24 protein-coding genes are annotated in these 23,179 nt (G+C 55.0%); 17 read left to right on the forward strand and 7 right to left on the reverse strand.

Annotation, left to right across the window (positions count from 1 at the left end; all coding sequences use genetic code 11):
- The first annotated feature begins 44 nt into the window (after window positions 1-44).
- The 10 genes from CF651_RS16040 (at window position 45) to CF651_RS16085 (ending at window position 9,993) form a co-directional block, all read left to right on the forward strand.
- The gene (locus tag CF651_RS16040) at window positions 45-1,163 is read left to right on the forward strand and encodes a sirohydrochlorin chelatase (RefSeq protein WP_094015881.1); all 1,119 of its coding nucleotides are present in this window, start codon (window positions 45-47) and stop codon (window positions 1,161-1,163) included.
- 104 nt (window positions 1,164-1,267) lie between these two features.
- Window positions 1,268-2,041, forward strand: a complete 774-nt coding sequence (gene cobK / locus CF651_RS16045) for a precorrin-6A reductase (RefSeq protein WP_094015882.1) — start codon at window positions 1,268-1,270, stop codon at window positions 2,039-2,041.
- A 6-nt stretch (window positions 2,042-2,047) separates the two neighbouring features.
- Window positions 2,048-2,698 carry a precorrin-8X methylmutase gene (locus tag CF651_RS16050; RefSeq protein WP_094015883.1) on the forward strand — a complete coding sequence of 217 codons (651 nt, stop codon included), beginning with the start codon at window positions 2,048-2,050 and terminating at the stop codon, window positions 2,696-2,698.
- Window positions 2,699-2,707: 9 nt separating this feature from the next.
- Window positions 2,708-3,826 carry a cobalt-precorrin-5B (C(1))-methyltransferase gene (locus tag CF651_RS16055; protein WP_425436276.1) on the forward strand — a complete coding sequence of 373 codons (1,119 nt, stop codon included), beginning with the start codon at window positions 2,708-2,710 and terminating at the stop codon, window positions 3,824-3,826.
- A 32-nt stretch (window positions 3,827-3,858) separates the two neighbouring features.
- The gene (gene cbiE / locus CF651_RS16060; protein WP_094016117.1) at window positions 3,859-5,121 is read left to right on the forward strand and encodes a precorrin-6y C5,15-methyltransferase (decarboxylating) subunit CbiE; all 1,263 of its coding nucleotides are present in this window, start codon (window positions 3,859-3,861) and stop codon (window positions 5,119-5,121) included.
- Between the two features lie 119 nt (window positions 5,122-5,240).
- Complete coding sequence (gene cobI / locus CF651_RS16065; protein WP_094015884.1) at window positions 5,241-5,966, forward strand: precorrin-2 C(20)-methyltransferase; 726 nt, start codon at window positions 5,241-5,243, stop codon at window positions 5,964-5,966.
- Window positions 5,966-6,745 carry a precorrin-4 C(11)-methyltransferase gene (gene cobM / locus CF651_RS16070; protein WP_094015885.1) on the forward strand — a complete coding sequence of 260 codons (780 nt, stop codon included), beginning with the start codon at window positions 5,966-5,968 and terminating at the stop codon, window positions 6,743-6,745. Before cobI ends, cobM begins: the two co-directional genes overlap by 1 nt.
- A 1-nt stretch (window position 6,746) precedes the next feature.
- Window positions 6,747-7,970 carry a cobalt-precorrin 5A hydrolase gene (locus tag CF651_RS16075; RefSeq protein WP_094015886.1) on the forward strand — a complete coding sequence of 408 codons (1,224 nt, stop codon included), beginning with the start codon at window positions 6,747-6,749 and terminating at the stop codon, window positions 7,968-7,970.
- Window positions 7,957-9,390, forward strand: coding sequence for a cobyrinic acid a,c-diamide synthase CobB (locus tag CF651_RS16080; RefSeq protein WP_094015887.1), 1,434 nt, complete (start codon window positions 7,957-7,959; stop codon window positions 9,388-9,390). The genes CF651_RS16075 and CF651_RS16080 overlap by 14 nt, the downstream gene beginning before the upstream one ends.
- A gap of 24 nt (window positions 9,391-9,414) precedes the next feature.
- Window positions 9,415-9,993 (forward strand): nitroreductase family protein, encoded by a 579-nt coding sequence (locus CF651_RS16085; protein WP_094015888.1) that lies wholly within the window; start codon window positions 9,415-9,417, stop codon window positions 9,991-9,993.
- Window positions 9,994-10,096: 103 nt separating this feature from the next.
- Here the strand turns inward: CF651_RS16085 and CF651_RS16090 are convergent, their stop codons facing one another.
- The 4 genes from CF651_RS16090 to CF651_RS16105 are packed head-to-tail and all read right to left on the reverse strand — an operon-like array spanning window position 10,097 to window position 13,280.
- Window positions 10,097-10,810 carry an SDR family oxidoreductase gene (locus CF651_RS16090; RefSeq protein ID WP_094015889.1) on the reverse strand — a complete coding sequence of 238 codons (714 nt, stop codon included), beginning with the start codon at window positions 10,808-10,810 and terminating at the stop codon, window positions 10,097-10,099.
- Between the two features lie 34 nt (window positions 10,811-10,844).
- Window positions 10,845-11,393: an NAD(P)H-dependent oxidoreductase gene (locus CF651_RS16095; RefSeq protein ID WP_094015890.1), complete on the reverse strand. Its 549-nt coding sequence runs from the start codon at window positions 11,391-11,393 to the stop codon at window positions 10,845-10,847.
- Window positions 11,394-11,416: 23 nt separating this feature from the next.
- On the reverse strand, window positions 11,417-12,040 hold the full coding sequence (locus CF651_RS16100; protein ID WP_094015891.1) for an ester cyclase: 624 nt from the start codon (window positions 12,038-12,040) through the stop codon (window positions 11,417-11,419).
- 19 nt (window positions 12,041-12,059) lie between these two features.
- A complete protein-coding gene (locus CF651_RS16105) occupies window positions 12,060-13,280 on the reverse strand; it encodes an MFS transporter (protein ID WP_218827856.1) in 1,221 nt (406 codons plus the stop codon).
- A gap of 174 nt (window positions 13,281-13,454) precedes the next feature.
- On the opposite strand from CF651_RS16105, the gene CF651_RS16110 reads away from it, so the two are divergent.
- From CF651_RS16110 to CF651_RS16140, 7 genes are all read left to right on the forward strand, one after another.
- On the forward strand, window positions 13,455-13,793 hold the full coding sequence (locus CF651_RS16110; RefSeq protein ID WP_094015892.1) for a winged helix-turn-helix transcriptional regulator: 339 nt from the start codon (window positions 13,455-13,457) through the stop codon (window positions 13,791-13,793).
- A 166-nt stretch (window positions 13,794-13,959) separates the two neighbouring features.
- Window positions 13,960-14,967, forward strand: coding sequence for an aldose 1-epimerase (locus tag CF651_RS16115; RefSeq protein ID WP_094015893.1), 1,008 nt, complete (start codon window positions 13,960-13,962; stop codon window positions 14,965-14,967).
- A gap of 38 nt (window positions 14,968-15,005) precedes the next feature.
- Window positions 15,006-15,986 carry a Gfo/Idh/MocA family protein gene (locus CF651_RS16120; protein ID WP_094015894.1) on the forward strand — a complete coding sequence of 327 codons (981 nt, stop codon included), beginning with the start codon at window positions 15,006-15,008 and terminating at the stop codon, window positions 15,984-15,986.
- A 157-nt stretch (window positions 15,987-16,143) separates the two neighbouring features.
- Window positions 16,144-17,376 (forward strand): MFS transporter, encoded by a 1,233-nt coding sequence (locus tag CF651_RS16125; RefSeq protein ID WP_094015895.1) that lies wholly within the window; start codon window positions 16,144-16,146, stop codon window positions 17,374-17,376.
- A gap of 296 nt (window positions 17,377-17,672) precedes the next feature.
- Window positions 17,673-18,428, forward strand: a complete 756-nt coding sequence (locus CF651_RS16130; RefSeq protein ID WP_094015896.1) for a hypothetical protein — start codon at window positions 17,673-17,675, stop codon at window positions 18,426-18,428.
- Window positions 18,429-18,519: 91 nt separating this feature from the next.
- Complete coding sequence (locus tag CF651_RS16135; RefSeq protein WP_094015897.1) at window positions 18,520-19,203, forward strand: response regulator transcription factor; 684 nt, start codon at window positions 18,520-18,522, stop codon at window positions 19,201-19,203.
- Window positions 19,204-19,205: 2 nt separating this feature from the next.
- Window positions 19,206-20,771 (forward strand): HAMP domain-containing sensor histidine kinase, encoded by a 1,566-nt coding sequence (locus CF651_RS16140; RefSeq protein ID WP_094015898.1) that lies wholly within the window; start codon window positions 19,206-19,208, stop codon window positions 20,769-20,771.
- A 111-nt stretch (window positions 20,772-20,882) separates the two neighbouring features.
- Here CF651_RS16140 and CF651_RS16145 read toward each other — a convergent pair whose 3' ends face one another.
- The 3 genes from CF651_RS16145 to CF651_RS16155 all read right to left on the reverse strand — a co-directional run bounded on the left by CF651_RS16145 (window position 20,883) and on the right by CF651_RS16155 (window position 23,179).
- Complete coding sequence (locus CF651_RS16145; protein WP_245855956.1) at window positions 20,883-21,728, reverse strand: DUF2935 domain-containing protein; 846 nt, start codon at window positions 21,726-21,728, stop codon at window positions 20,883-20,885.
- A gap of 109 nt (window positions 21,729-21,837) precedes the next feature.
- Window positions 21,838-22,944 carry a GerAB/ArcD/ProY family transporter gene (locus CF651_RS16150; protein ID WP_094015899.1) on the reverse strand — a complete coding sequence of 369 codons (1,107 nt, stop codon included), beginning with the start codon at window positions 22,942-22,944 and terminating at the stop codon, window positions 21,838-21,840.
- 22 nt (window positions 22,945-22,966) lie between these two features.
- A complete protein-coding gene (locus tag CF651_RS16155; protein WP_144029060.1) occupies window positions 22,967-23,179 on the reverse strand; it encodes a hypothetical protein in 213 nt (70 codons plus the stop codon).

The raw sequence follows: 23,179 nt of genomic DNA on the forward strand, positions 1-23,179 counted from the left end.
TAAGGCACATTCAAGGATGGGAAAACATGGGAGGGATAACCTAGATGAAGGCTGTATTATTTGTAGGCCATGGAAGTAAGGATGCCGATGGGAATGAGGAAATTCGGGCATTTGTCCGCACGGTGGCGGAGGGGCTGGAAGGACCGCTGGTGGAAACCTGCTTTCTTGAGTTTGAAGCGCCATCCATTGCACAGGGGATTGCAAGCTGCATTCGGCAGGGGGCTACGCATGTAGCTGTCGTGCCGATTACTTTGTTTGCAGCCGGTCATGCAAAGATTCATATTCCTGCGGCGATCGACGAAGCGAAGCTTCGCTATCCGGAGGTTCGTTTCACCTATGGTCGGCCCATTGGCGTGCATGAACAGGTTTTGGAAATTCTTGGCTCCAGGCTGGCATCAGTTGGGAGCAAGGCCGAGCTCCATTTGGGCGAAGGTCTTGATCTGGAAAATACGGCGGTGCTTGTTGTCGGACGGGGTAGCAGCGATGCGGATGCAAACAGCGATTTGTTCAAAATTTCACGCCTGTTCTGGGAAAAGCTGAAGGTCAAATGGGTGGAGACCGCGTTTATCGGGGTGACGGCACCTTTAATGGAGGAAGGCGTAGAGCGCTGCTTGAAGCTTGGAGCGCAGAAGGTCATCATTCTCCCTTATTTCTTATTTACTGGCGTTCTTATCAAGCGGATGGAGCAATTGCTGGAGCAATATCAGGAACGCTATCCTGAGCATGAATTTGCTTTGGCTGATTATTTCGGCTTCCATCCGAAATTGAAGACGATTTTGCAGGAACGCGCCTTGGAAGCGCTGGAGGGCGAGGCACGGATGAACTGTGACATGTGCCAATATCGTCTGGCTGCGATGGAGCATATCGATCATCACCATCATCACGACGATGACCATCACCATGGTCACGGGCACAGCCACGAGCATGATCATGACCATCACCATGGTCACGGGCACAGCCACGAGCATGATCATGACCATCATCATGACCACGATCACAGCCACAAACATGATCATGACCATCATCATGACCACGATCACAGTCATAAACATGATCACGACCATCATCATGACCACGATCATGAACATCACCATGATGACGACCACGAGCATGACCATAAACAGGATAAGCACGCACAGGTCCATGCTTCTACTAAAGTGTAACGTAAGGGTGCGGGCGTGGGTCCATTTGTCCAACAAACCGCATGAATGACTTGGAGAACCAAGGGCAGCACAGGCTGCAATATAATATGAGGAGGCGTCCACCTATGATATTGGTGATGGCAGGTACGAGCGATGCACGCGAGCTGGCGCTTCGCATTCAGCAGGCGGGCTATCCGCTGTTGACCACGGTTGTCACGGACAGCGCCGCCAAGTCGATGGAGGAAGCGGGGCTGCCCGTGATGACAGGCAGGCTGACCGCGGAAGCGCTCACTGCACTCATACGCGAGAAAGGAATCCGCAGCGTGGTGGATGCGACGCATCCTTTTGCCGAGGAAGCCTCGAAGAATGCGATAGCGGCGGCGCAGACGGCCGGGGTCCCCTATATCCGCTTTGAACGGGACCGCATCCGTATCGAGAATCACCCGTTGATTACGTTCGCTCCTGATTATGAGCAAGCTGCGGAGCTGGCTGCGGCCAAGGGCGGGGTCATTATGCTGACGACGGGCAGCAAGACGCTGCACACTTTTGCGAAGAGACTACTCGGTCTGCCGAATACAACGCTGGTAGCACGCATGCTGCCCCGAATCGATAATATGGAAAAGTGCGCGGAGCTCGGACTGGAGCAGAAAAACATCATTGCCATGCAGGGCCCTTTCAGCAAAGAACTGAATAAAGCGCTGTACGAGCACTATCACGTAACCTTAATGATCACAAAGGAAAGCGGGAAGGTCGGAGCCGTCGACGAGAAGCTGGAATCGGCTCTGGAGCTCGGTATTGAGACGATCGTCATCGGGCGTCCGGTCGTGGATTATGGAATATATTTTGGCGATTTTGACGATGTTATTGCAAAATTGAACGAATTGCTGCAGGAGGCGTAGATAAAAATGGATTTCGGAACCGAATTTAAGCCGTTGACGGTACAGCCGCAAGAGATCGAGGAAGAAAGCTTCCGCATGATTACGGAGGAGCTTGGCGAGCATCCTTTTACGGAGGAGCAGTACCCCGTTGTACAGCGGGTCATTCATGCCTCGGCTGATTTTGAATTGGGACGCAGTCTCGTGTTTCACCCGGATGCGATCCGGTCAGGTATCGAGGCGATTCGCGCAGGCAAAAAAATTGTAGCTGACGTTCAAATGGTACAGGTCGGCATCAGTAAACCGCGCCTGGCCAAGTTCGGGGGCGATGTGCATGTCTATATCTCCGATCCCGATGTGATGGAGGAAGCGAAAAGACTGAATACGACGCGCGCGATTATTTCGATCCGGAAGGCGATTCGGGAGGCTGACGGCGGCATCTATGCAATCGGCAACGCGCCGACGGCGCTGCTGGAGCTGATCCGTCTGGTGAAGGCGGGGGAAGCGAAGCCGGGTCTCGTGATTGGTGTGCCGGTAGGCTTCGTGTCTGCCGCGGAATCCAAGGAAGAGCTCGCGAAGCTGGATATTCCTTTCATTACGAATATCGGGCGCAAGGGCGGCAGCCCGGTAGCCGTAGCGGCGGTCAACGCCATTTCGTTGATGGCGGAACGGTTAGGGTAACCGACAGCTATGGCGATGGACAACGGCAGCGAGACGAAAGAGACGAAGCCGCTGCGGCATGGCTACACGACCGGCTCCTGCGCTACAGCAGCCGCGAAAGCAGCCTTGACCGCGTTAATATTGCAGGAAAAGCAGACGGAGGCAACGATTCGCCTTCCGATTGGACAGGACGTCACGTTCGAGATCGTTCGATGTGAATTTACAGCCGATCACGCGGAAGCGGAATTGATTAAGGACGGCGGGGATGATCCGGATGCGACGCATGGAGCAAGGATCATCTCGGCAGTCACTTGGAGAACAGAGTCCGGGTTCGAGCTCGACGGCGGCATTGGCGTAGGTCGGGTTACGAAGCCGGGCTTGCCTGTTCCTGTAGGGGAAGCGGCGATTAATCCGGTCCCCCGCAAAATGATTCGCGAGACGATCGCGTCGGTGTTGAATCAGTTCGAGCTGGAACACCGGGGCGTTCGGGTCGTTGTGAGCGTGCCCGACGGCGAGGAAATTGCGAAGAAAACATTGAATGGCCGTCTCGGAATCCTGGGCGGGATTTCCATTCTGGGTACGCGAGGGATCGTCGTACCGTTCTCGACGGCGGCGTACAAGGCAAGCGTGGCGCAAGCGATCCGCGTGGCAGTCAAGTGCGGCTGCACCCACGTGGTGCTGTCGACCGGTGGCCGAACGGAGAAATACGGCATGGAGATGTACCCGGAGCTTCCGGAGGAAGCTTTTGTGGAAATGGGCGATTTCATCGGCTTTGCGCTGCAGCAGTGTAAAAATCAAGGCATCGCCAAGGTCACGCTTGTAGGCATGATGGGGAAGTTTTCGAAGGTAGCCCAAGGGGTCATGATGGTGCATTCCAAGAGCGCCCCTGTCGATTTCGGCTTCCTTGCGCGTGTAGCAGGGGAAGCGGGTGCGACCGAGGAGCAGACAAATGCTATTCTGGGGGCCAACACGGCGGCTCTGGTTGGGGACTGGATGGTGGAATGGGGCTATACTGCATTTTTCGAGCTGCTGAGCCGGTACTGCTGTGAAGCAGGCTTGCAGGAGGTCAAAGGCGGTATGGACATCGAGACGGCGATCATCTCCATGAAGGGAAGCTTGCTGGGGCAGTTTGTCAAAACGCAGGACTAGGATGGGAGGGAGAGAACCAATTGAGTCAACAAATGGATGGAAACAAGGGACTGCAGGCGAAGGCTGGCAAGCCCAAGGTAATCGGTATCGGCGATCATGGGAGCCAGGGCCTGCTGCCGATGTACAGCGATTGGATTGCGCAGAGTGACATCCTGGTAGGAGGGGAACGGCAGCTGGCTTTTTTCCCGGCATATACAGGGGAGAAAAGGGTGATCAAGGGCGGCTTGGCCGAGCTCGTGTCGGGATTGAAGAGCGAGGCGGAGCAGGGCCGGAGCATCGTCATTTTGGCGTCGGGGGACCCGTTGTTTTATGGCATCGGCGGGTATTTGGCCACCAAGCTGGATGTAGAGGTGTATCCGAGCTTAAGCTCGGTGCAGCTTGCTTTCGCGCGGATGGGCGAGAGCTGGCAGGATGCCTATGTGACAAGCGTACACGGGCGTTCGCTGAAAGGACTGGCCCAGCGGATCGACGGCAAGCGCAAGGTTGCTCTGCTGACGGATGAACGCAACCACCCGGGAGCGATTGCCCAATACCTGCTGTCTTTTGGCATGACGGAGTATCGGGCATTCGTAGCCGAGAATTTGGAGGGGACGGAAGAACGTACCGGCTGGTATGAGCTGGAGCAGCTGGCCGGCCTGGACGAGGGGGCGTTCTCGCCTTTGAACGTGGTCGTGTTGGCGGCACCTGCCGGGACAAGACGGTCCTGGGCGCTCGGCATGGAGGACGAAGCGTTCGCGCAGCGCAAGCCGGATAAAGGGCTGATTACGAAGAAGGAGGTTCGGGTGCTGAGTCTCGGTCAGCTGGGACTGCAGGAGGACAGCGTCGTTTGGGATATCGGCACGTGCACGGGATCCGTCGCTATTGAAGCGGCACGGATTGCCCGGTACGGAGAGGTGTACGCGATCGAGAAGAACGAAGCCGACCTGGCGAACTGCATAGAAAATATGCACCGCTTCCGCACGGATCTTACCGCGGTCCAGGGCCGCGCTCCGCAGGGGCTGGAAGCTTTCCCCGACCCGGATGCGGTCTTCATCGGAGGCAGCGGCGGAGAGATGAAGGAGCTGCTGCATGTATGCTGCACAAGGCTGCGCCCGGGCGGACGCATTGTGCTGAACGCGGCGACGATCGAAAACCTGTACGAAGCGAACAAGGCGTTCGCGGAGGAGGGGATGGAGACGAGCATTATTTTGACGCAGATTTCGCGGAGCAAGCCGATCCTGGACTTAACAAGGTTCGAGGGGTTGAATCCGATTTATATCATAACGGCGAAGCATAAAAGTCCGGTAACTGAGTAACAAAGTGGACGGAAGCGTTCCGTGGACAGCAGCGAGCGGAGGAACAATCAGGCTGAGCAAAGTACATGAAATGATCCGATTGATGAAGCGGGCCGAACAGTAGGAGAGGGGAAACCGAAGTGAGTGAGCAGGGAACAGGCAAGTTGGGTACATTGTACGGCTTGGGCGTAGGTCCGGGAGATCCGGAGTTGATCACGGTCAAGGCTTTTCGTATATTGAAGGAATCTCCGGTCATTGCCTATCCGCGTAAAAAGATGGGCGCCAAAAGCTATGCGCTGACTATCACCGAGCTGTATGTGAACACGGAGGAGAAGGTCATGCTGGGCTTGACGTTCCCGATGACAAGAGACCGTGAGGCGCTTGAGCTGCAGTGGAACCGGACGGTGAGCATGGTATGGGAGCACCTGGAGCAGGGCAAGGACGTCGCTTTTGTGACAGAGGGCGATCCGATGATTTATAGCACATATATTCATTTGATGCGGCTGATGAAGGAACGGCATCCTGAGGTGCAGATGATTTCGATCCCGGGGATTTCCTCGGTGAATGCCTCGGCATCACGCTTGGGCATTCCGCTGGCGGACGGCGACGAGCAGATTGCCATCGTACCCGCAACGGACGATTACGAAACGATGCGCAGGGCGGTCGAATCGCATGATTGCATCGTATTTATCAAGGTGGCCAAGGTGATCGATTTGATGCTGCATGTGCTTGGAGATTTGGGCTTGGTGGACAAAGCGTCCGTACTGACCAAGGTCACATCCGCAGAGGAAATGATCTGGCGGGATATTCGTGAGCTGCAGGGCCGGGAGCTGGAATACTTAACGTTAATGGTGGTGAGAAAATAATGGACAAAATTTATATTATCGGGGCGGGGCCTGGCGATCCGGATTTGATCACGGTCAAAGGGCTGCGCATTCTGCAGGAAGCGGATGTCGTGCTGTATACCGATTCTCTCGTGAATGACGAGCTGATCGCCAAGGCGAAGCCAGGGGCGGAAATTCTCAAAAGCGCCGGCATGGCGCTGGAGGAAATGGTTGCGTTGATGGTAGACCGGGTGAAGCAGGGCAAGCTGGTCGCACGCGTACATACAGGGGATCCGGCTATGTTCGGGGCGACCATGGAGCAAATCGCGCTGTTGAAAAAGGAAGGCATCGGTTACGAGATTATTCCCGGCGTCAGCTCCGTGTTCGCCTCGGCTGCGGCGGTAGGGGCGGAATTAACGATTCCCGAACTGACGCAGACGGTCATTCTCACAAGGGCGGAAGGACGGACGCCGGTGCCTGAGCTGGAAAAGCTGAAGGATCTTGCCGCGCACCACTGCACGATCGCTTTATTCCTGAGCGCCACCTTGACCAAAAGGGTGGTTCAGGAGCTTACCGATGCGGGCTGGAGCGAGGAGACGCCGGTAGCTGTGGTGCAGCGCGCCACTTGGCCGGATCAGCTCATCGTCCGTACGACGCTCGCGAACCTGGAGCAGGACATGCGCAGCAACGGCATCCGCTCGCATGCGATGATTTTGGCAGGCTGGGCGCTTGATCCGCGCATCCATGAGAACGAGGAATACCGCTCGAAGCTGTATGACAAGGAGTTCACCCACCGGTTCCGCAGAGGGGTGAAGTCGTAAGATGGAGGCAAGTCCAAGGATTGTGCTGCAGGAAGGGGAAATCCCGGCGATCCATCAGCAGGGGGATTACGCCATTGTAGCGATTACGAAGCATGGGGTCGAGCTGGCGCGGAGGCTGCAAAGCGTATTTTCCCACTCGGATTTGTATTATATGTCCAAATTCGAGCGCGGGGATGAAGCGAGCAAAGGCATTCAGCTGTTCGAGGGCAGCGTCCGTCTGCTGTTCCCGGCGTTGTTTCCCGCTTATAAAGGACTTATCATTATTATTTCGCTGGGCGCCGTCATCCGGATGATTGCCCCGTTATTGGAGGATAAAAAGAAAGACCCCGGCATCGTCGTGATCGACGATAAAGGTGAGCACGTGATCAGCGTGCTGTCGGGCCACCTGGGCGGAGCCAATGAGCTGACCCGGGAAGTCGCGGCCGCGATGGGCGCAAGGCCGGTCATCACGACGGCGTCCGATGTGCAGAAGACGATTGCGGTGGATCTGTTCGGCCGCCGCTTCGGCTGGACCTGGGAATCGGCGGAGAAGCTGACGCCGGTCAGCGCGTCGGTGGTCAATGAGGAGCAGGTTGCCGTCGTACAGGAGTCGGGCGAGCCGGGCTGGTGGCTGCACGATACGCCGCTGCCTCCGAACATTCGTACCTACGGCTCCGTTGCCGAGGCACTGGCCATTGAACCGGCGCCGCAGGCGGCGCTCGTTGTTACGCACCGCAAGCTGCGGGCGGAGGAGGAGGCTCGCCTGCTTGCGAACGGCGTGCTGTATCGGCCCAAGGTGCTGGCGCTCGGGATCGGCTGCAACCGCGGCACCTCCGCCGAGGAGATTGAGGCGGTCATCGCCGAAACGCTCGACGAGCTGCAGTTCTCGGTGCGCAGCGTCAAAGCCGTGTGCACCATCGACCTGAAAAAGGACGAGGCGGGGCTCCTCGCCGTCGTCCACAAGCACGGCTGGGCGTTCGTCACCTACACGCCCGAGGAGCTGAACACGGTGTCCGTCGAGTCGCCGTCGGACACCGTGTTCAAGTTCACCGGCGCTTACGGCGTCAGCGAGCCGGCGGCGAAGCTCTACAGCGGCGCAGCGGAGCTCGCGCTGGTGAAGAAAAAATCCGGCAACGTCACGATCTCCGTTGCCGTCATTCCTTTTGCCGCCGCCGGCGGGGCAGGCGGCAGCGCTGCAACCGCGGCGGCAGCGGCTGGGGGAGGTGCCGCCGATGGCCGCCGTTAATCCAAGCGGCACGGCAGCAGGTGCCGCCCGCAGGGTCGTCATCGCCGGCACGGGCAGCGGCGTCGGCAAAACGACGCTCACCATCGGCCTGATGGCCGCCTTGAAGCGGCTCGGGCACGAGGTGCAGGGCTTCAAATGCGGGCCGGATTATATCGATCCGACCTATCATACAGCCGTCACCGGACGAATCTCCCGCAATCTGGACAGCTATATGCTGTCTCATGCGACCGTCCGTGACATTTATGCCCGCGCGAGCCGCGGGGCGGACATCTCCGTCATCGAAGGCGTTATGGGCTTCTACGATGGGAAAAACCCGCTCACCAACGAAGGCAGCACCGCCGAAATCAGCCTTCTGCTGGAGGCGCCGGTGCTGCTGGTGGTGAACTGCCAGAGCATGGCGCGGAGCGCCGCGGCGATTGTCAAAGGCTTCCAGCTGCTGGAGCCCCGGGTGAACATCGTCGGCGTGATCGCCAATAAGGTAGGCAGTGAGGGGCACTACAAGCTCGTCCGCCAGGCGATCGAGCAGGAATGCGGCATTCCGGTGCTCGGGTACTTGAAGCGCGAGGATCACATCGCTATGCCGGAGCGGCATCTGGGGCTCATCCCTTCTGTAGAACGGGGCGAGCTGCAGCCGTTCTTCGATCAGCTCGCCGAGCTGATCTCCGCTACGGTGGACGTGGAGCGGATCTGGGAGCTGGCGGCGGCCCTCGGGATTCCGCAGGAGCAGGCTTCTCTCTTCGATCCGCGGCCGGTTCCTCCCCAGGAGCGGGTGAACATTGCCGTCGCAAAGGATGCGGCGTTCAATTTTTATTATCAGGAAAATTTCGAGCTGCTGGCCGCTTACGGTGCGGATTGTGTATTCTTCTCCCCTTTGGCGGGGGAAACGCTGCCCGAGGGCGTCCACGGCCTTTATATCGGCGGGGGCTTTCCCGAGGAGTTTGCGGAGCAGCTGTCCGCCAATGAGTCCGTGAAGGACTCGCTTCGCGGGGCCATTGAGCAGGGGCTGCCCACCCTCGCGGAATGCGGGGGCTTCATGTATTTGACCGAGGCGATCGAGGATACGCAGGGCAGGTCTTACCCGATGCTTGGTCTCATTCCCGGCGTGGTGCGGATGCAGAAGAAGCTCGCTGCGCTCGGCTATCGGGATATTAAGGGAGCGGAGGGCAATTTCCTGCTAGGTCCCGACGATCAAGCCAGAGGCCACGAATTTCATTATTCGACGTTCCAAGCCCGTGAGGAGGCCCGCATCGTCCCTGCTTATGAAACGAAAGGGCTGAGAGGGACGAAGCCGGAAGGCTGTCTGAACCCGGGCGGTACCCTTGTTTCCGGGTACACGCACATTCATTTTGGTTCGGCGCCTGCCATTGCAGAGCGCTGGGTCCGGTTCTGCTTAGAACGGCGTCATTCGGTAACGCCCTAACTTACTACGAAAGGAGTCGGCATCATGACGACTACTTCTTTTTCCATACGAGATGCTTTGAAGCAGCGGAGGGCTGTCCGCAATGTGAAGCCTGATGAGGTTGAAGATGACAAAATTGAGGCGCTGCTGGCCGCAGCCACCCTGGCTCCGAATGACCGGCTGCGCGAGCCGTGGCATTTCTACGTCATTCGCGGCGAAGCCAAGCAGCGCTACGAGGCTTTGGCGCTTGCCTATCTGGAGGAGCGATTCCCTACGAAGCCCAACCTGGTACAGGAGTCGCTGAAGGTGCTGACCGCCACACCGCTTGTGATCGTGGTCACTTCGGATGTGATTGAAGGCGACCCCGCCTCTTCCAAAGATAACGAATATGCCGTCGCCTGCGCGATTCATTCGATGTGGCTTGCTGCCGAAGAGCTGGGCTTGGGTCTCGTCTGGCGTACCCGAGGCATCGGTCTTGTGCATGACGAGCGGATGCACCGGTTTATCGGCTCCCCTGAGGGCAAACAGGTGGTAGGCACATTATTCATCGGCTACCCGGATGAGGCTGCACCTGCCGCGGCAACGGCCAGAACCCCGCATACCAGCAAAACGACCTGGCTGTGACAGTCTGTCAGAGATAGTGCGCATTCATCCTTTGAACATGAAGGAAACGTCAAGGAAGTGTCTCTCTGCTTATCGATGAGACAGCTTCCTTGACGTTTTATTTTTAAGTTAACAGGTGCCCGCCTTCCACATGGAGGACGGTCCCGGTCACAAATCCGTTTTGGATCAAATAAAGTACACTTTGCGCGACATCTTCCGCTGTACCTACCCGTTTCACAGGGAGCTTGCCTGCGATGGTTGTATAGAAGCTGCTGCGTGCGTCTTCCGGCATTTTGCTGCGGGAAGGCGTATCGATAATGCCGGGGGATACGATATTCACACGAATCGGCGCAAGCTCCAAAGCCAGGGTTTGGCCTAGATTAGAGACGGCTGCATTGACTGCACCGAGTGCCGACGAGCCGATCATCGCTTTATAAGCGACGACACCTGAGAATAAGGTAATCGAACCGTTCGGTGAAATTTGGGCTGCACCATATTTAGCCGCATAGTATTGACCCCAAAATTTATTTTCGAACAAGTGCCGGGCTTGGGCCGTATCTGTTTGCAGGAAGGACCCGCCTGATGTTTCCGCGGCGCTGACGACCAGATGGTCGAAGCGTCCCACTTTTTCAAAAAAAGACTGCACTTGCGATTCATCTGTCGTATCCAATTGAAATGCTTTGGCTCGTGGCCCCAGATGTTCTTGTGCGCTTTGCAATTTGTCTTTAGAACGGCTGGCAATGATCACTTCCGCTCCTAATGCTATAGCTTGTTTAGCTGTTTCCAGACCGATGCCGGAGCTGCCGCCGATAATTACTACCTTTTGATCTTGTAACATATGAGTTCCTCCTATATTTTTGGAATAAAAATTATCATTTCAAAACATCTTTCAGATGGGCCTCAAGCTCTGATACAAATTGGTCGATCTTTGGATTTTTGATGACATCGTAGCAAGCAAAGCTCTTTAAAGGCTTCATGCCGAGAAATTCCTGTACGCGGTGCAAGTGATGGAGTGCCCCTTCCAGGCCATCTCCTTTAAAAAACTGGGTTGGATCATTAAACGCTTTTTCCGGTGCATTCCAGGTCGTCGAAAACATGTAGGTTTTGTTTGTAAATAATCCGCCTTTTCCATATTGCTCGGCGCCCTTAAAAAATAAACCGTACGCATACACTTCATCCATATATGTTTTCAATAATCCGGGAACGCTAAACCAGTAAATTGGCGTTTGATATATGATCGTATCGGCCCATACAAATTTTTCTTGTTCCTCTTGGATGGAGTAACCGTTTTGAAGGACGGAGGTTTTGACGTTATGGTTTTCGCTTAACAAGCCAACCGTGGTATCGACCAAAGTTTGGTTCAGCTTTCCTTCCGACGAGCCGTATTTTTGATGACCGTTAATGATAAGAATATTTTTCATTATTCTCCATCTCCTTAAATAGATTAGTTTTCTGCTACGACACCGAGCTGCTGCATTAGCGTCAAATTGTCTTCCAAGTGCCAGTCTTCAATGAGCTTTCCATCCTTGATGCGCAAAACATCGATCGCCATGAATTTGACGGGCTTGCCGGTGGGCGCTTTTCCCAGGAACTCACCATTATGTGTTCCGGTGAAGGTAAGACGGGCGGTTACCTTGTCCCCAACGACCAATAAATCCTCAATTTTGCATTGCAAGTCGGGAACGGCTTTACGGAAGTTGCGGGAAGCGAAGGTCAAGCCTTCGGGTCCTTGAGGTCGCCCTTTTGGCAGCGTGTTGTCGATAAAGCCGGATGCAACGGTTTGGGAAATGAAATCTTCATTGCCTGTGTTCCAGAAGGCATAAAAGCGTTGAGCGGCTTGCACCATTGCAGCAGCATCTTTCGAATTCAATGAAGGATCGATGGTCATCGATTGGGGCTGAGGGAGGTCCTTCAGCAATGGAATGTCTTTTTTGGCCGGCGCTTCGGCGGCTTGAGATTCATAAGCAGATGTGTTCGTAATCGTCCCGCATGCCGCGGTTAGCAGCATGGTGCCGAAGATGACCGAGATTCCCGCTGTGCGGAGTAACGATTTTTTTTGTTTGAACATGATGTACCTCCAATTTGGATTAAATGGATAAGCTCTGTCCATGCTGGGCGGACCCGCCGGAAGACGATGCTTCCCGTTTGTCCAGCGACCAGCTGAGTAGTGTGACCAGTAGGCCGGCTGCGGTAACGATTGCAGCTACCCATGGCAATGAGCCGAGCCCCGGACCGCTGTCAATGACCCATCCGCCCAGGTAAGCCCCGCCTGCATTGGCCAGATTGAAAGAGCTGATGTTCAGGGCGGAAGCGATATTCGGGGAGCCCTTTGCTTTAGCAAGTACACGCATTTGAAAAGCGGGCACGATCGTGAAAGCTGCAAAGCCCCAAATCAACACGTTGATCACAGCCGCAATTTTATAATGGCTTGTTAGCGTGAACACAGCCAAAACCGCAGTCAGGAGCGTGAGCATTCCTGCAATGGAGGGCATCAGCCTCCAGTCCGCCAGCTTGCCTCCTGCTGCATTGCCGAGCGTCATCCCAATGCCGAATAGAAGCAGGATGGGAGTAACGGCGCCTGGACCAAATCCGGTAATATCGGTCAAGAGGGGGGCGATGTAGGTGAAGGCTGTAAATACACCGCCAAAACCAAATATCGTCATCAATAAAGCAAGTAATATCTGTTTGCTGCGCAGGACGCGAATTTCTTGCCGGAAACCGGTGACCTCCTCATTTTTGATGCGCGGTACCCATGCGGCAATTCCGACAAGGGATACGATGCCTAGAACCGTTACAACCCAGAAGGTAGAGCGCCATCCCCACATTTGTCCGACGAAGGTACCGATGGGGACGCCAAGAATGTTGGCAAGCGTGAGACCCGCAAACATCATCGCGATGGCGCTTGCCTGCTTGTCACGGGGAACGAGGCGTGTCGCAACGATGGAGCCGACGCCGAAAAATGTCCCGTGCGCAAAGGAAGCAAGAACGCGCGCCGCCATCAGAATGGAATAAGAAGGGGCTACGGCCGCTAATAAATTACCCGCGATGAAAATCAGCATCAGACTGAACAACAGCGACTTGCGCGATAGACGTCCCGTAAACGCGGTAATAACCGGACCACCGATAGCGACGCCAAGCGCATAGCCGGTCACCAGCAATCCGGCAGCGCTTAAGGTGACGTGGAGGTCATTTGCCACATCAGGCAGAATGCCCATGATGACAAACTCCGTTGTCCCGATCGCGAATGCGCTGATCAAGAGAGCGATAAGCGCCAATGGCAGCTTGTTCCGTGCAGTTTCTGCAGTCATTGTAATCACCTCCTTATTAGGTAATGGAATCGCTGCTGGTTCACAACGATATTATATATACAATAACTTTATTTATGGAAGTAGTGATATTTAATTCACATAGTTTCCCTAAGTGAATTAATGTGATATGATTGGGATAGAGCCGGAAAAAAATATGGGGGGAGGAATGTTCCCATGCAAGTTATTGAGCCTATTGAACTGAACAAAGGGACGCCGGGAGAGCCATGCCCTATCGCCAAGACGCTGGATGTGATCGGAACGAAATGGACCTTTTTAATTATTCGTGACCTGTTGATCGAAGGCACGCTGCGCTTTAGCGATCTGCTGAGAGCCATGGATGGGATTAGTCCGAAAACGCTCTCGCTTAGACTGAAGGAGCTGGAGGATCATGGCGTGGTAGAAAGGAAGGTATTTCCGGAGGTTCCCCCGCGTGTCGAATATACGTTGACGGAAAAAGGGAAGCGGCTGGAAGGGATTTTTATTGAGTTAAAAAGATTCGGCTTGCAATTATAAACGTATAGGGTTCACCCAACGACGCCGCAAGGCGTTTTCTTTTTGTGCCGAGTCCCATATACCCCATTGCCCCGGGACAAAAAGATACGGACAGGCCTTTGCTTCTTGGCCTCTTTTATCGGATAATAATGGAATCAACTAACCATTCAGGAGGATCGATGGACCTATGAGCGAATCAGCCGTTACACCGATTTCATTTCACGACGAGCCGGCTTTGGAGCTGGTCTCAGGAGGCTACCGCGCTGTCATTGTGCCCGGGGTAGGCAGCCATGTAGCCGAACTCAGCAAACCCGGCGACGGCTTAAGCCTGCTCCGCACAGCCCCGAGCGGGGAGGTGCTGCGAAAATCCGCGCAGCGCTACGGCATTCCGGCATTATTTCCGCCTAACCGGATCATGGAAGGGAAGTTTTCCACGCCATACCGCACCTATGAGCTTCCGCTCAATAGCTCCGACGGCAAAGATTTCATGCACGGCATTTTGCATAAAAGGCCCTGGAAGGTTCAAGCCTCCGGCGTGCTGGAGAACGGGGCTGCACAAGCGGTGCTTGTTATGCACATGGGGCAGGATGGCGAGATGTTTGCCTACTTCCCGCACGAATTCACCTATGAGCTGACCTATACTCTATCAGAGGAAGGCTTGCATCAACAAGTACGCATTACGAATCACAGCGGGGAACCGATGCCGCTTGGCGTCGGGTTTCATACGGCGCTCCGGGTTCCTTTTCACCCGGAAGGCAGGGAAGAGGATTACCGCTTAACCGTCTCGGTAGGCCAGGCGTGGGGGCTTACTCCGTCCTTCGTCTCCGATGGAACGCTGCACCCGCTGGAGGAAGCGGATCAGGCGCTGCGGCATGAAGGCATCAGGCCGACAGGTGCGCCATATGCGAAGCATTTTACAGGAGAGCCGATGGAGCATCTAGGCCGGCGTTTTTACGGTGCCGTGCTCACCGATACCTCTCGAGGCATCAGCTTGGTGTACGAGGCCGATCCTGCTTATGGACATTGGACGATCTGGAATGATGACGGTCAGAGCGGCTTCATCTGTCCGGAGCCCCAGACATGGACGAACAATGCACCGAATGTGGAGCTGCCGGAGGCGGTTACAGGGTTCCGGCTGCTGGCGCCTGGCGAGGTGTGGACTGCAAGTACCCGGTTGTACGTAGAATCCAAATAGTCTAGTCGATTCGATTAACCAAGGGAGAGCTGGTTGCTATGACATTGAAGGTCGGTTTTGTCGGTACGGGGGGCTTTACCCGGTTTCACTGCAATTTGTTAGCGAAGATGGAGGGAGTTCAGGTTCGCGCCTTTTGCGCGACGAGCCTGGACAAAGCCGAGCGGGCTGCATCCGAATGGCATGGGGCCAAGGGCTTTGACAACGTCCAGCACATGCTGGATGACACCGCCTTGGATGCGGTTTATATTTGTGTGCCTCCCATGGCCCATGGAGAAGTAGAGGAAGCGTTGATCGAGAGAGGCATTCCTTTCCTGGTTGAAAAACCGGTAGGCACCGATATGGAGCTGCCGTTGAAGGTGCTGAAGGAGTTGAAGGCCAAGCCGTTAATCACATCGGTCGGCTATCATTTCCGGTATATGGATTCGACCCAAAGAGCGCTAAAGCTGCTGCAGGACCGGAAGATCGGTATGGGCCTTGGCTATTGGATGGGGGGCATGCCCCTGGTTTCCTGGTGGCGCAAGCAGGCAGGCTCTGGCGGCCAATTCATTGAGCAAACGTCCCATATCGTCGATCTGCTGCGGTATACGATGGGGGAAGTGGAAGAGGTGTATGCCGCTTATGCCAACCGTGTGATGCACGAGGTGCATGAGGGAGTGGATACCCCGGATGTGGGGACGGTTACCCTCAAGCTGGTCAGCGGAGCGGTAGCTACCATCTCGAACACTTGCATTTTGCCGTCGCACAGTCAAGGTAAAATCGGCCTGCACCTGTACACGGATCAAGGGACGCTGGAGCTTGGCAATGAGAGTCTGAAGGAGTTGGGAAGCGCGGTGGCTGCCGAGTACAAAAACGTGACGAACCCGTATGTCCGTGAGCATGAAGCGTTCCTGACCGCGGTTCGCTCAGGAGATACCTCCGGCATCTTGTCCTCGTACGAGGATGCGGTGAAGACGCAGGCGGTTGCTGTGGCAGCGCTGCGCTCCGCTTCGGCGGGCGTGCCTGTGCATTTAACGAAGTAAGCCTCTCTCCTGTCTTGGAGATTGCCTGAATGCCAAGTACTCTTTTATTATAACAAAACATTCTTTTGTGAAATGGATCTTTTGGCAACATTATTAAGATGAGGTACGTCTTATGATATAAGCGTCCGTTTTACGAAAGAAAGGTTGGGTTTAAAGTATGACTACAGCTTCAAATGGAATTTCCGGTCTGTTTCGCAACCGGTTCGTCCAGTCGATTTTGTTGTCCGGGTTATTTTTGCAGATAGGGATATGGGTACGTAATTTCGCCGTGCTTTTGTTTGTCATGGATCAAACGAATGGCGATGCTTTCGCGGTATCCATGATCTCGGTGGCCGAGTTTGCGCCAATCTTTATATTTTCATTTATTGGAGGCACCTTTGCGGACCGTTGGCAGCCAAAGCGGACGATGGTCTGGTGTGATGTGCTGAGCGCCGTATCGGTATTTGCCGTGATGCTTGCCTTAATGTTCGCGACCTGGAAGGCGGTTTTTTTCGCCACGCTGGTATCAGCTATTTTATCGCAGTTTTCTCAGCCCTCGGGGATGCGCTTGTTCAAAATTCACGTGCCGGGTGAGCTGATGCAGGCGGGCATGTCCATATACCAGACGATGTTCGCTTTGTTCATGGTGCTGGGCCCGATTCTGGGGACGTTCGTTTACCAAACTTATGGCATCCAGGTCGCTATCGGCATCATGGGCGTGGCGTTCCTGCTGTCTGCCGGTGTACTGCTGTTCCTGCCGCCCGACCGGAAGACCGAAGAGGATAAGCCGGCTACGACATTGCGTGAAGAGATGGCTGCAGGCTTCAACTATGTGCGATCCAGTAAAGCTCTGACAACACTTGGCGGCTGTTTTCTGGCCGCAGGGTTTGCTCTCGGGCTAATCCAGCCGCTGGCCGTGTTCCTGGTGACAGAACGGCTGGGACTGCCGAAGGAAAATGTTCAATGGCTGATGACAGCCAATGGCGTCGCTATGATTGTGGGCGGTGGGGTCACGATGGGCCTTGCCAAAAAATTTGCCCCGCAAACCTTGCTGGCGGTCGGAATGCTCGTCAGCGCGGTGAGCATGGTCGTCACCGGCCTGTCCACGTCTCTCTGGCTGACGCTGGCCGCGCAATTTATCGGCGGGCTGGTGCTCCCGGCCATACAGATCGGGATTAATACGATGATCCTGCAAACGACCGAGGAATCGTTCGTAGGGCGCGTGAACGGCATATTGAATCCGTTGTTTATGGGAGCGATGGTCGTCACGATGAGTATTGCAGGCTGGCTGAAAAGTCTGTTCCATATCGTTGCCATGTATGAGGCTGCCGCCGTGCTGTTTATTATCGGGGTTCTGGTGATGTTCCCGCTATTCAAGCGGGAAGCAGTGTCACAGCCTGAAGCCCGGTAGATCGCAAGCGGAGTGTTACCAGAACGATATTCCAAGCGCATACGCAGAGATACCTCAAGATGGACCGTCCGGACCTTTAGTCCAGGCGGTTTTTTTACTGTAGGAAAGTACAAGTTTCACAGCTTTCGTCTACCTTAACAAACGCATGCCATCTGGAAAGATGGCGAAGCCGTTTATCCTTGTGCTGTCCGCAATTTCCCATAATGTTGTGATATTGCTCCCGAATTGTTTTGTTAGTTTATACATGCAGGGGATAAGCCCCGGCAACAACAAACAATTGAAGGAGCGCGATACGTATGGTGAAAAATTGGAAAAATACAGCGATGGCAGCCCTTATGCTAGCCTTGGCATTGGGTTCGGGAGGAGCGGCCTCCGCTCAAACGGCGGATGGGCAGCAAGCTGCAGCAGAGACGAAAAGCGTCGCAGCGGTGAAAGCGATAGAAGGGAAGCAAGCAGGCAAAGTTTGGATTTCCCATGCTTTCGGCATGCTTGGAGGTCCTGTGCATGAGCAGCAATATATCAAGCTTCTGGTGAAGGCTTATGCACCGGAAACCGGGAAGGAATGGGCAGCTGCGCTGGAGGAGCGCAAATCGGTTGAACAGAAGCTGGCCAAGCCTATCCTCATCACAACAACCGCATCACAAGAGCAGGGGCAGCCGGCCGATGAGAAACAGCAGCTGTTCATCTCCAGCAAGCCGGATACACTGACTTCCGTACTTCCCGAGAAGACGGATGCGGAGTCGGTTGGTGAAGCTGAGGGGACAACGGATCCAATGCCTGACGGGACCCTGCGGATGAAACGGATCTTTATCTCCAAGGATGCTAAAGCCGTCGAGCCTGATATGGTCCTGGAGGATGTGACGGCTTTTCCTGCAGAAGTCAAATTGAACCTGGAGTTCACCAAAGCGGTCGAGGCGGAGGATGCCGCTGCATTGAAAACGCTGCTGCCGCAGCTGCTGGAGCAGTATAAACAACAAACGGCTGAACTGAGCAAAGCCGCCGAGGCTCAAGCGGACGAGCAGGGTTTGAAGGAAAACCAGGAGAACAAGTAAAATGGATAGAGTGGACGTGACGCTGCGTTGCGTCCTTTTTCCGCAGCTGCGAAAGGTTAAGCTGTATCTTAAATGAGAGAGAGGACGAGCTGTGTACGATGTGTATTTAGTTGAGGACGAGCCTAATTTGAACCAGGTGCTCACTTCGTATTTGGAGCAGGAGGGCTGGAACGTGAGCTCATTTACGGACGGTACGGAGGCGCGCGCAGCCGTCAAACCTCCTCCTCACCTGTGGATACTCGATATTATGCTGCCGGGGGTGGACGGCTATCAGCTGATCCGGGAAATCAAAGCGCAGGAAGCAGGGCTCCCGGTAATATTTATTTCGGCCAGGGATGCGGATATTGACAGGGTCGTAGGATTGGAGCTGGGAAGCGATGACTACTTGGCGAAGCCCTTTTTGCCGAGAGAGCTGGTCATTCGCACGCGGAAGCTGCTGGAGCGGGTATACGGCCGGCCCGCGGAAGATGCAAGGTCGCTGGAGAAGAGGCTGATCACGGTCGCGCCTTATACGGTGGATGAGCAGAGCAGAATGGTGAGGGATGCCCTGGACGTGCCGCTGGACCTGACAAGCAAGGAGTTCGAGCTGCTGCTTTATTTTGCCAGGCATCCGGGGCAGCTGATGGAGCGGGAGCAGGTGCTTCAGCGGGTCTGGGGGGAAGATTACTTCGGAACGGACCGGGTCGTCGATGATTTGGTGAGGCGGCTGCGCAAAAAAATGCCGGAGCTCCGACTGGAAACGGTGTACGGCTTCGGGTACAGGCTGGTGAGCTGACGATGATCAAGCATTGGCCGATTGCTCTTAAGATTTGGGGCGTTTTCGCCGCCATCACGCTATGCATCTTTATGATGCTGGCCATGCTGCTTCCATGGACGTTGAAAGGATTTTTCACGGAGCAGCTGTACGATATTATTCTCGACTCGCAAAATTCGGTGACGGCGATGGAGTCGATTCAAGTGACGGCAAGCGGCGAAGGTGTCGTGACCTCCACGCAGGCGGCACCGGCTGTACCTGCTTTGCCTGTCCAAAAGGTGATCCGGGTCAGCGATGAGACTATGCCGGTGCCGTTCGAGCTGGCAGGCTCGGTCAATCTGCTGCAGTCTTCGCAGACAATAAGCCTGTCCCCGATGAAGACTCTGCCTCCGGATGGGCCTGGCGTCAATCATATTGTCATTCTGAACAAGGATGGAAATACGCTGGAGACGAGGCAGGAAATCATGGCAGCGCTGCCGCAGCCTTTTGCTCTGGCGATTGAAGCGGAAGCAGGCAGGCAGCAGGCGTCCGTCCAGAAGTATTCCCTTGATATCGGGAACAAGACGATGTTCTACGTCATCCGCAAAGACGCGACGGAGGGCAAGAGCGGCTATGTCGTGTCCTATGCGTGGGGCAAGTACCGGAACGACCTTGTGCTGACGATGTTCTGGAGGCTGATGCTGCTCATGGTATTGCTCTTTGTCGTGAGCTGGGCTCCCTGCCTATGGTTCGCAAGGTACTTGTCACGACCGCTCATCCAGATGGAAAAGCAGGCGGGCCGCATTGCAGAACGGGACTGGCATGAGCCCTTCAACCTTGACCGCAAGGATGAAATGGGGCGGCTCGGTCTTGCCTTTGAAGGCATGCGCAAACGGCTGGTGCGGCAGGATAAGGCACAGCAGTACTTTTTGCAAAACATTTCTCATGAGCTCAAAACGCCGGTGATGGTGATCCGCAGCTATGCCCAATCGATACTGGATGGGGTATTCCCCAAAAAGACGCTGCAGGCGAGCCTAGAAACGATCATGCATGAAGCCGAACGGCTGGAGAAGCGAATCCGGGATTTGCTCTATCTTAACAAGCTGAGCTACCTGTCCACGCGGAACAAGCCTTTCGAGACGTTCGATCTTTCCGAAGTGCTGCAGGACTGTGTGGAGCGGCTGCGGTATCAGAGGCCGGAGCTGGTCTGGACGGTTGAACTGCCGGAGCGTTGGGAGATCCTGGGGGAACCGAAGCAGTGGAGCGTAGCCTTCGAGAATATTCTCGACAATCAGATGCGTTATGCCCGCGGACGCATTGCCGTTACAGCGGTAATGCAGGGGGACACAGCGAAGCAAGCCGTCCGAATCTGGAATGACGGACCGCCTGTAGAAGCGTCGTTGCAGGAAAAATTGTTCGAGCCGTTTCAGACCGGGGAGAAAGGCCAGTACGGCTTAGGCTTGGCTATCGTGCAGCAGATAATGGCCTATCATCAGGCCCGTATCGATGTGCGCAATGAAGACGGAGGCGTTGCTTATATCCTGGAGCCCTCGGCTTCTGCCGGACAAGAGGCAGAGAGAGCGCGGGAAGTCGCGGGCGGGGGTACATGAAGAGAGCCGGCCTAGAATGGCCGCTAGACGTGAGCCTTTGGCGGTGCGGTCGGCCTTGACAAACGCAGGCCGTCTTGAAGGACGACGAAGCCGTTGATTCTGGGGATCGGCCTAGCCGACGTTCAGCGGAAACGAGGGCTTCGTCAGAGGGCAGCTGCCCTCCCATACCAGATCCGGCTTGAACAGAGCCAGCTTGCGTAGAAAGTAGCACGTTTCCGGTAAATGGTGCTCCAGAAAACGGAGCGTCGTGCGGGTGAGCACCTCCGAATGCCGGTACCGGACAATAATGATCTGGACGAACCGGTAGAAGCTCCGTACCGTCTCGAATACCTCTCCCGCGAACTGCTGCTGTGCCGGGAAGCCGGGCTCAATGAAGCGGAGATACCCTTGGATCGCCCGGTTCTTGATCATGTGCGCTTCGAAGGCACGGGAATATTCGACGGCCTTCTCCGATAACCCGGCTTCCACGGGGTCGAGGATGTTGCGCAGGAGCACGGCATGCCCGAGCTGGTCCTCCAGCCATAAATCGAGCAGACCGACCAAGGGAAGCTCGGGGGCAGTTTCCCCGCGAACATAGGAGCCCAGCTGGCGCAAATATTCCTGATTTTCGATCAAAGTGCCGTTGAAGTAAGAAGGTGACAGGTTCACATTGATCTGGTTAAGCAGGCGGCGGCTTTGAACGGCTCCCTCAAGCTTGAAGTATCCGAGTGCTATGGGATACACCGCTTGGCTGAACCGCTTCATGGGCTCGGATGGGGCTGCGGCTGAAGGAGACAGCTGCTCCAGGTCCCTTCTTGCCTGATTGAAGGCATGTATATAATGGTCCGCTTGACGGACCCACTGCGTTTCGGATGGCGACAGGTTATCATAAAGAAAATGGGCGTGGTCACCCAATATTTCGATCCAAAACAAATGCTCCTCATAGACAGGGATGGACGGATTCAACGGCATGGGCATGAGGCATCCTCCTTAGCGGACATTTGCAAACAACTGCAATCAATGTATGTCAGCCGTGAGCGAATCATGCCTGGTTTTAGCTGCTTTCCTGTTCTTATTCACCGGATGCCTATGAGCCCGGGACGGGGGCTGCCCGTTTGGCGTGACGGCTTTTGACATAATCGACGATCACATACACGGCAGGAGAGCATTCGACGATCCAGGCAAACGCCGCCCAGGATTGGTCGAAGAAAGCGGTCAGCTCGGAAGGATTATGGGCCATGACCATAGAGAGCCCTACGACCGCGGCTGTCAGAGGCAGCGAAACGAGCTTGTAATTGCCAATCGCAAAGGCCTGAGAGAAGGTAAGCACGCCGGTATAAAATATGACCGATAGCTTAACGAACAGCGCCAAGATCCATACCGATACGATAAACGGGTCCAAATTTTGCAAAAAATCACCCAAGCTAATAAATCGGGCTAGTTCCAGAGCAGGGTACGTCAGCACACCTGACAGCTCCGGACCGAAGAAGCCGATCATAATCATATATTCACTGAGGAGGATGTAAGTCCCGGCAGCCGACGCCAGCCATAGCATTTTAATCGATTTCATCGGCTTCTCCAGCTCAGGCAGGATAAAAATAATGATGATCATTTCCCCATACCACGGAGTGATAAGGTACGTCTCATCCCAAATGATTCCGGCCTCATGAGGAGTTATAAACGCCTTCAGCATCTCGATATCGAGCGACTCCAGAAAAAATAACGGCTTCACCAGAAAGAGCAGCCCGACGAAGATAAAGCAGCCCTGAGCAAAGCGGAACAGGTTGGAGCAGCCGCTCTGTATAAGGCAGAACAAGGCAAAGGTAAACAGGAGGCAGATCGCCCACTGCGGTGTATCGCGCAAATAGGTTTGGGAGAAGAAATCGAGAAATTCCCTGATGATGTAGGCGCTCAAATGCAGATTGAACAAAGAAAACAGCAGCATGATGAGCAAATGCGGATATTTCCCGATAATTTCCCGGCCGTATTCGCCCAAATAGTCCCCCGGTCTTTTACGGGCGAATGCAATAAACAGAGAGACAAGACCGGTACCTGTTACAGCGCCGGACAAAATAACGATCCAGCCGTCGTATTGGGCATTTTGGCCCAGGCTTCCTATTAAGAAAGCAATCGTTGTGGCGAAGATGAAGACGAAATAGACCGACCAAAACTGCAGGCTCGTTATTTTTCCCATCCGCTCACCCCTCTTTTTTTGGTTATCGGTTGATCAGGATCCAATCCTGAATCGGCTTGAACAGGCTGACAATAGCCGGATTCGGGTTGGTCCATGAAGCGCTATAGTAGCCGAGTACGCAGTACACACAGGAGAGGAGGAACAGGATGGAGGTTCCCCAACGCACCTTTTTACCAGCTTGATAGCGCCGGTACAGATGAATCTGGTACGCATACATGAAACTAAAAGCCATCAT

It is taken from the genome of Paenibacillus rigui (genome assembly GCF_002234615.1).
In the GTDB taxonomy this organism is placed as follows: Bacteria; Bacillota; Bacilli; order Paenibacillales; family NBRC-103111; genus Paenibacillus_S; species Paenibacillus_S rigui.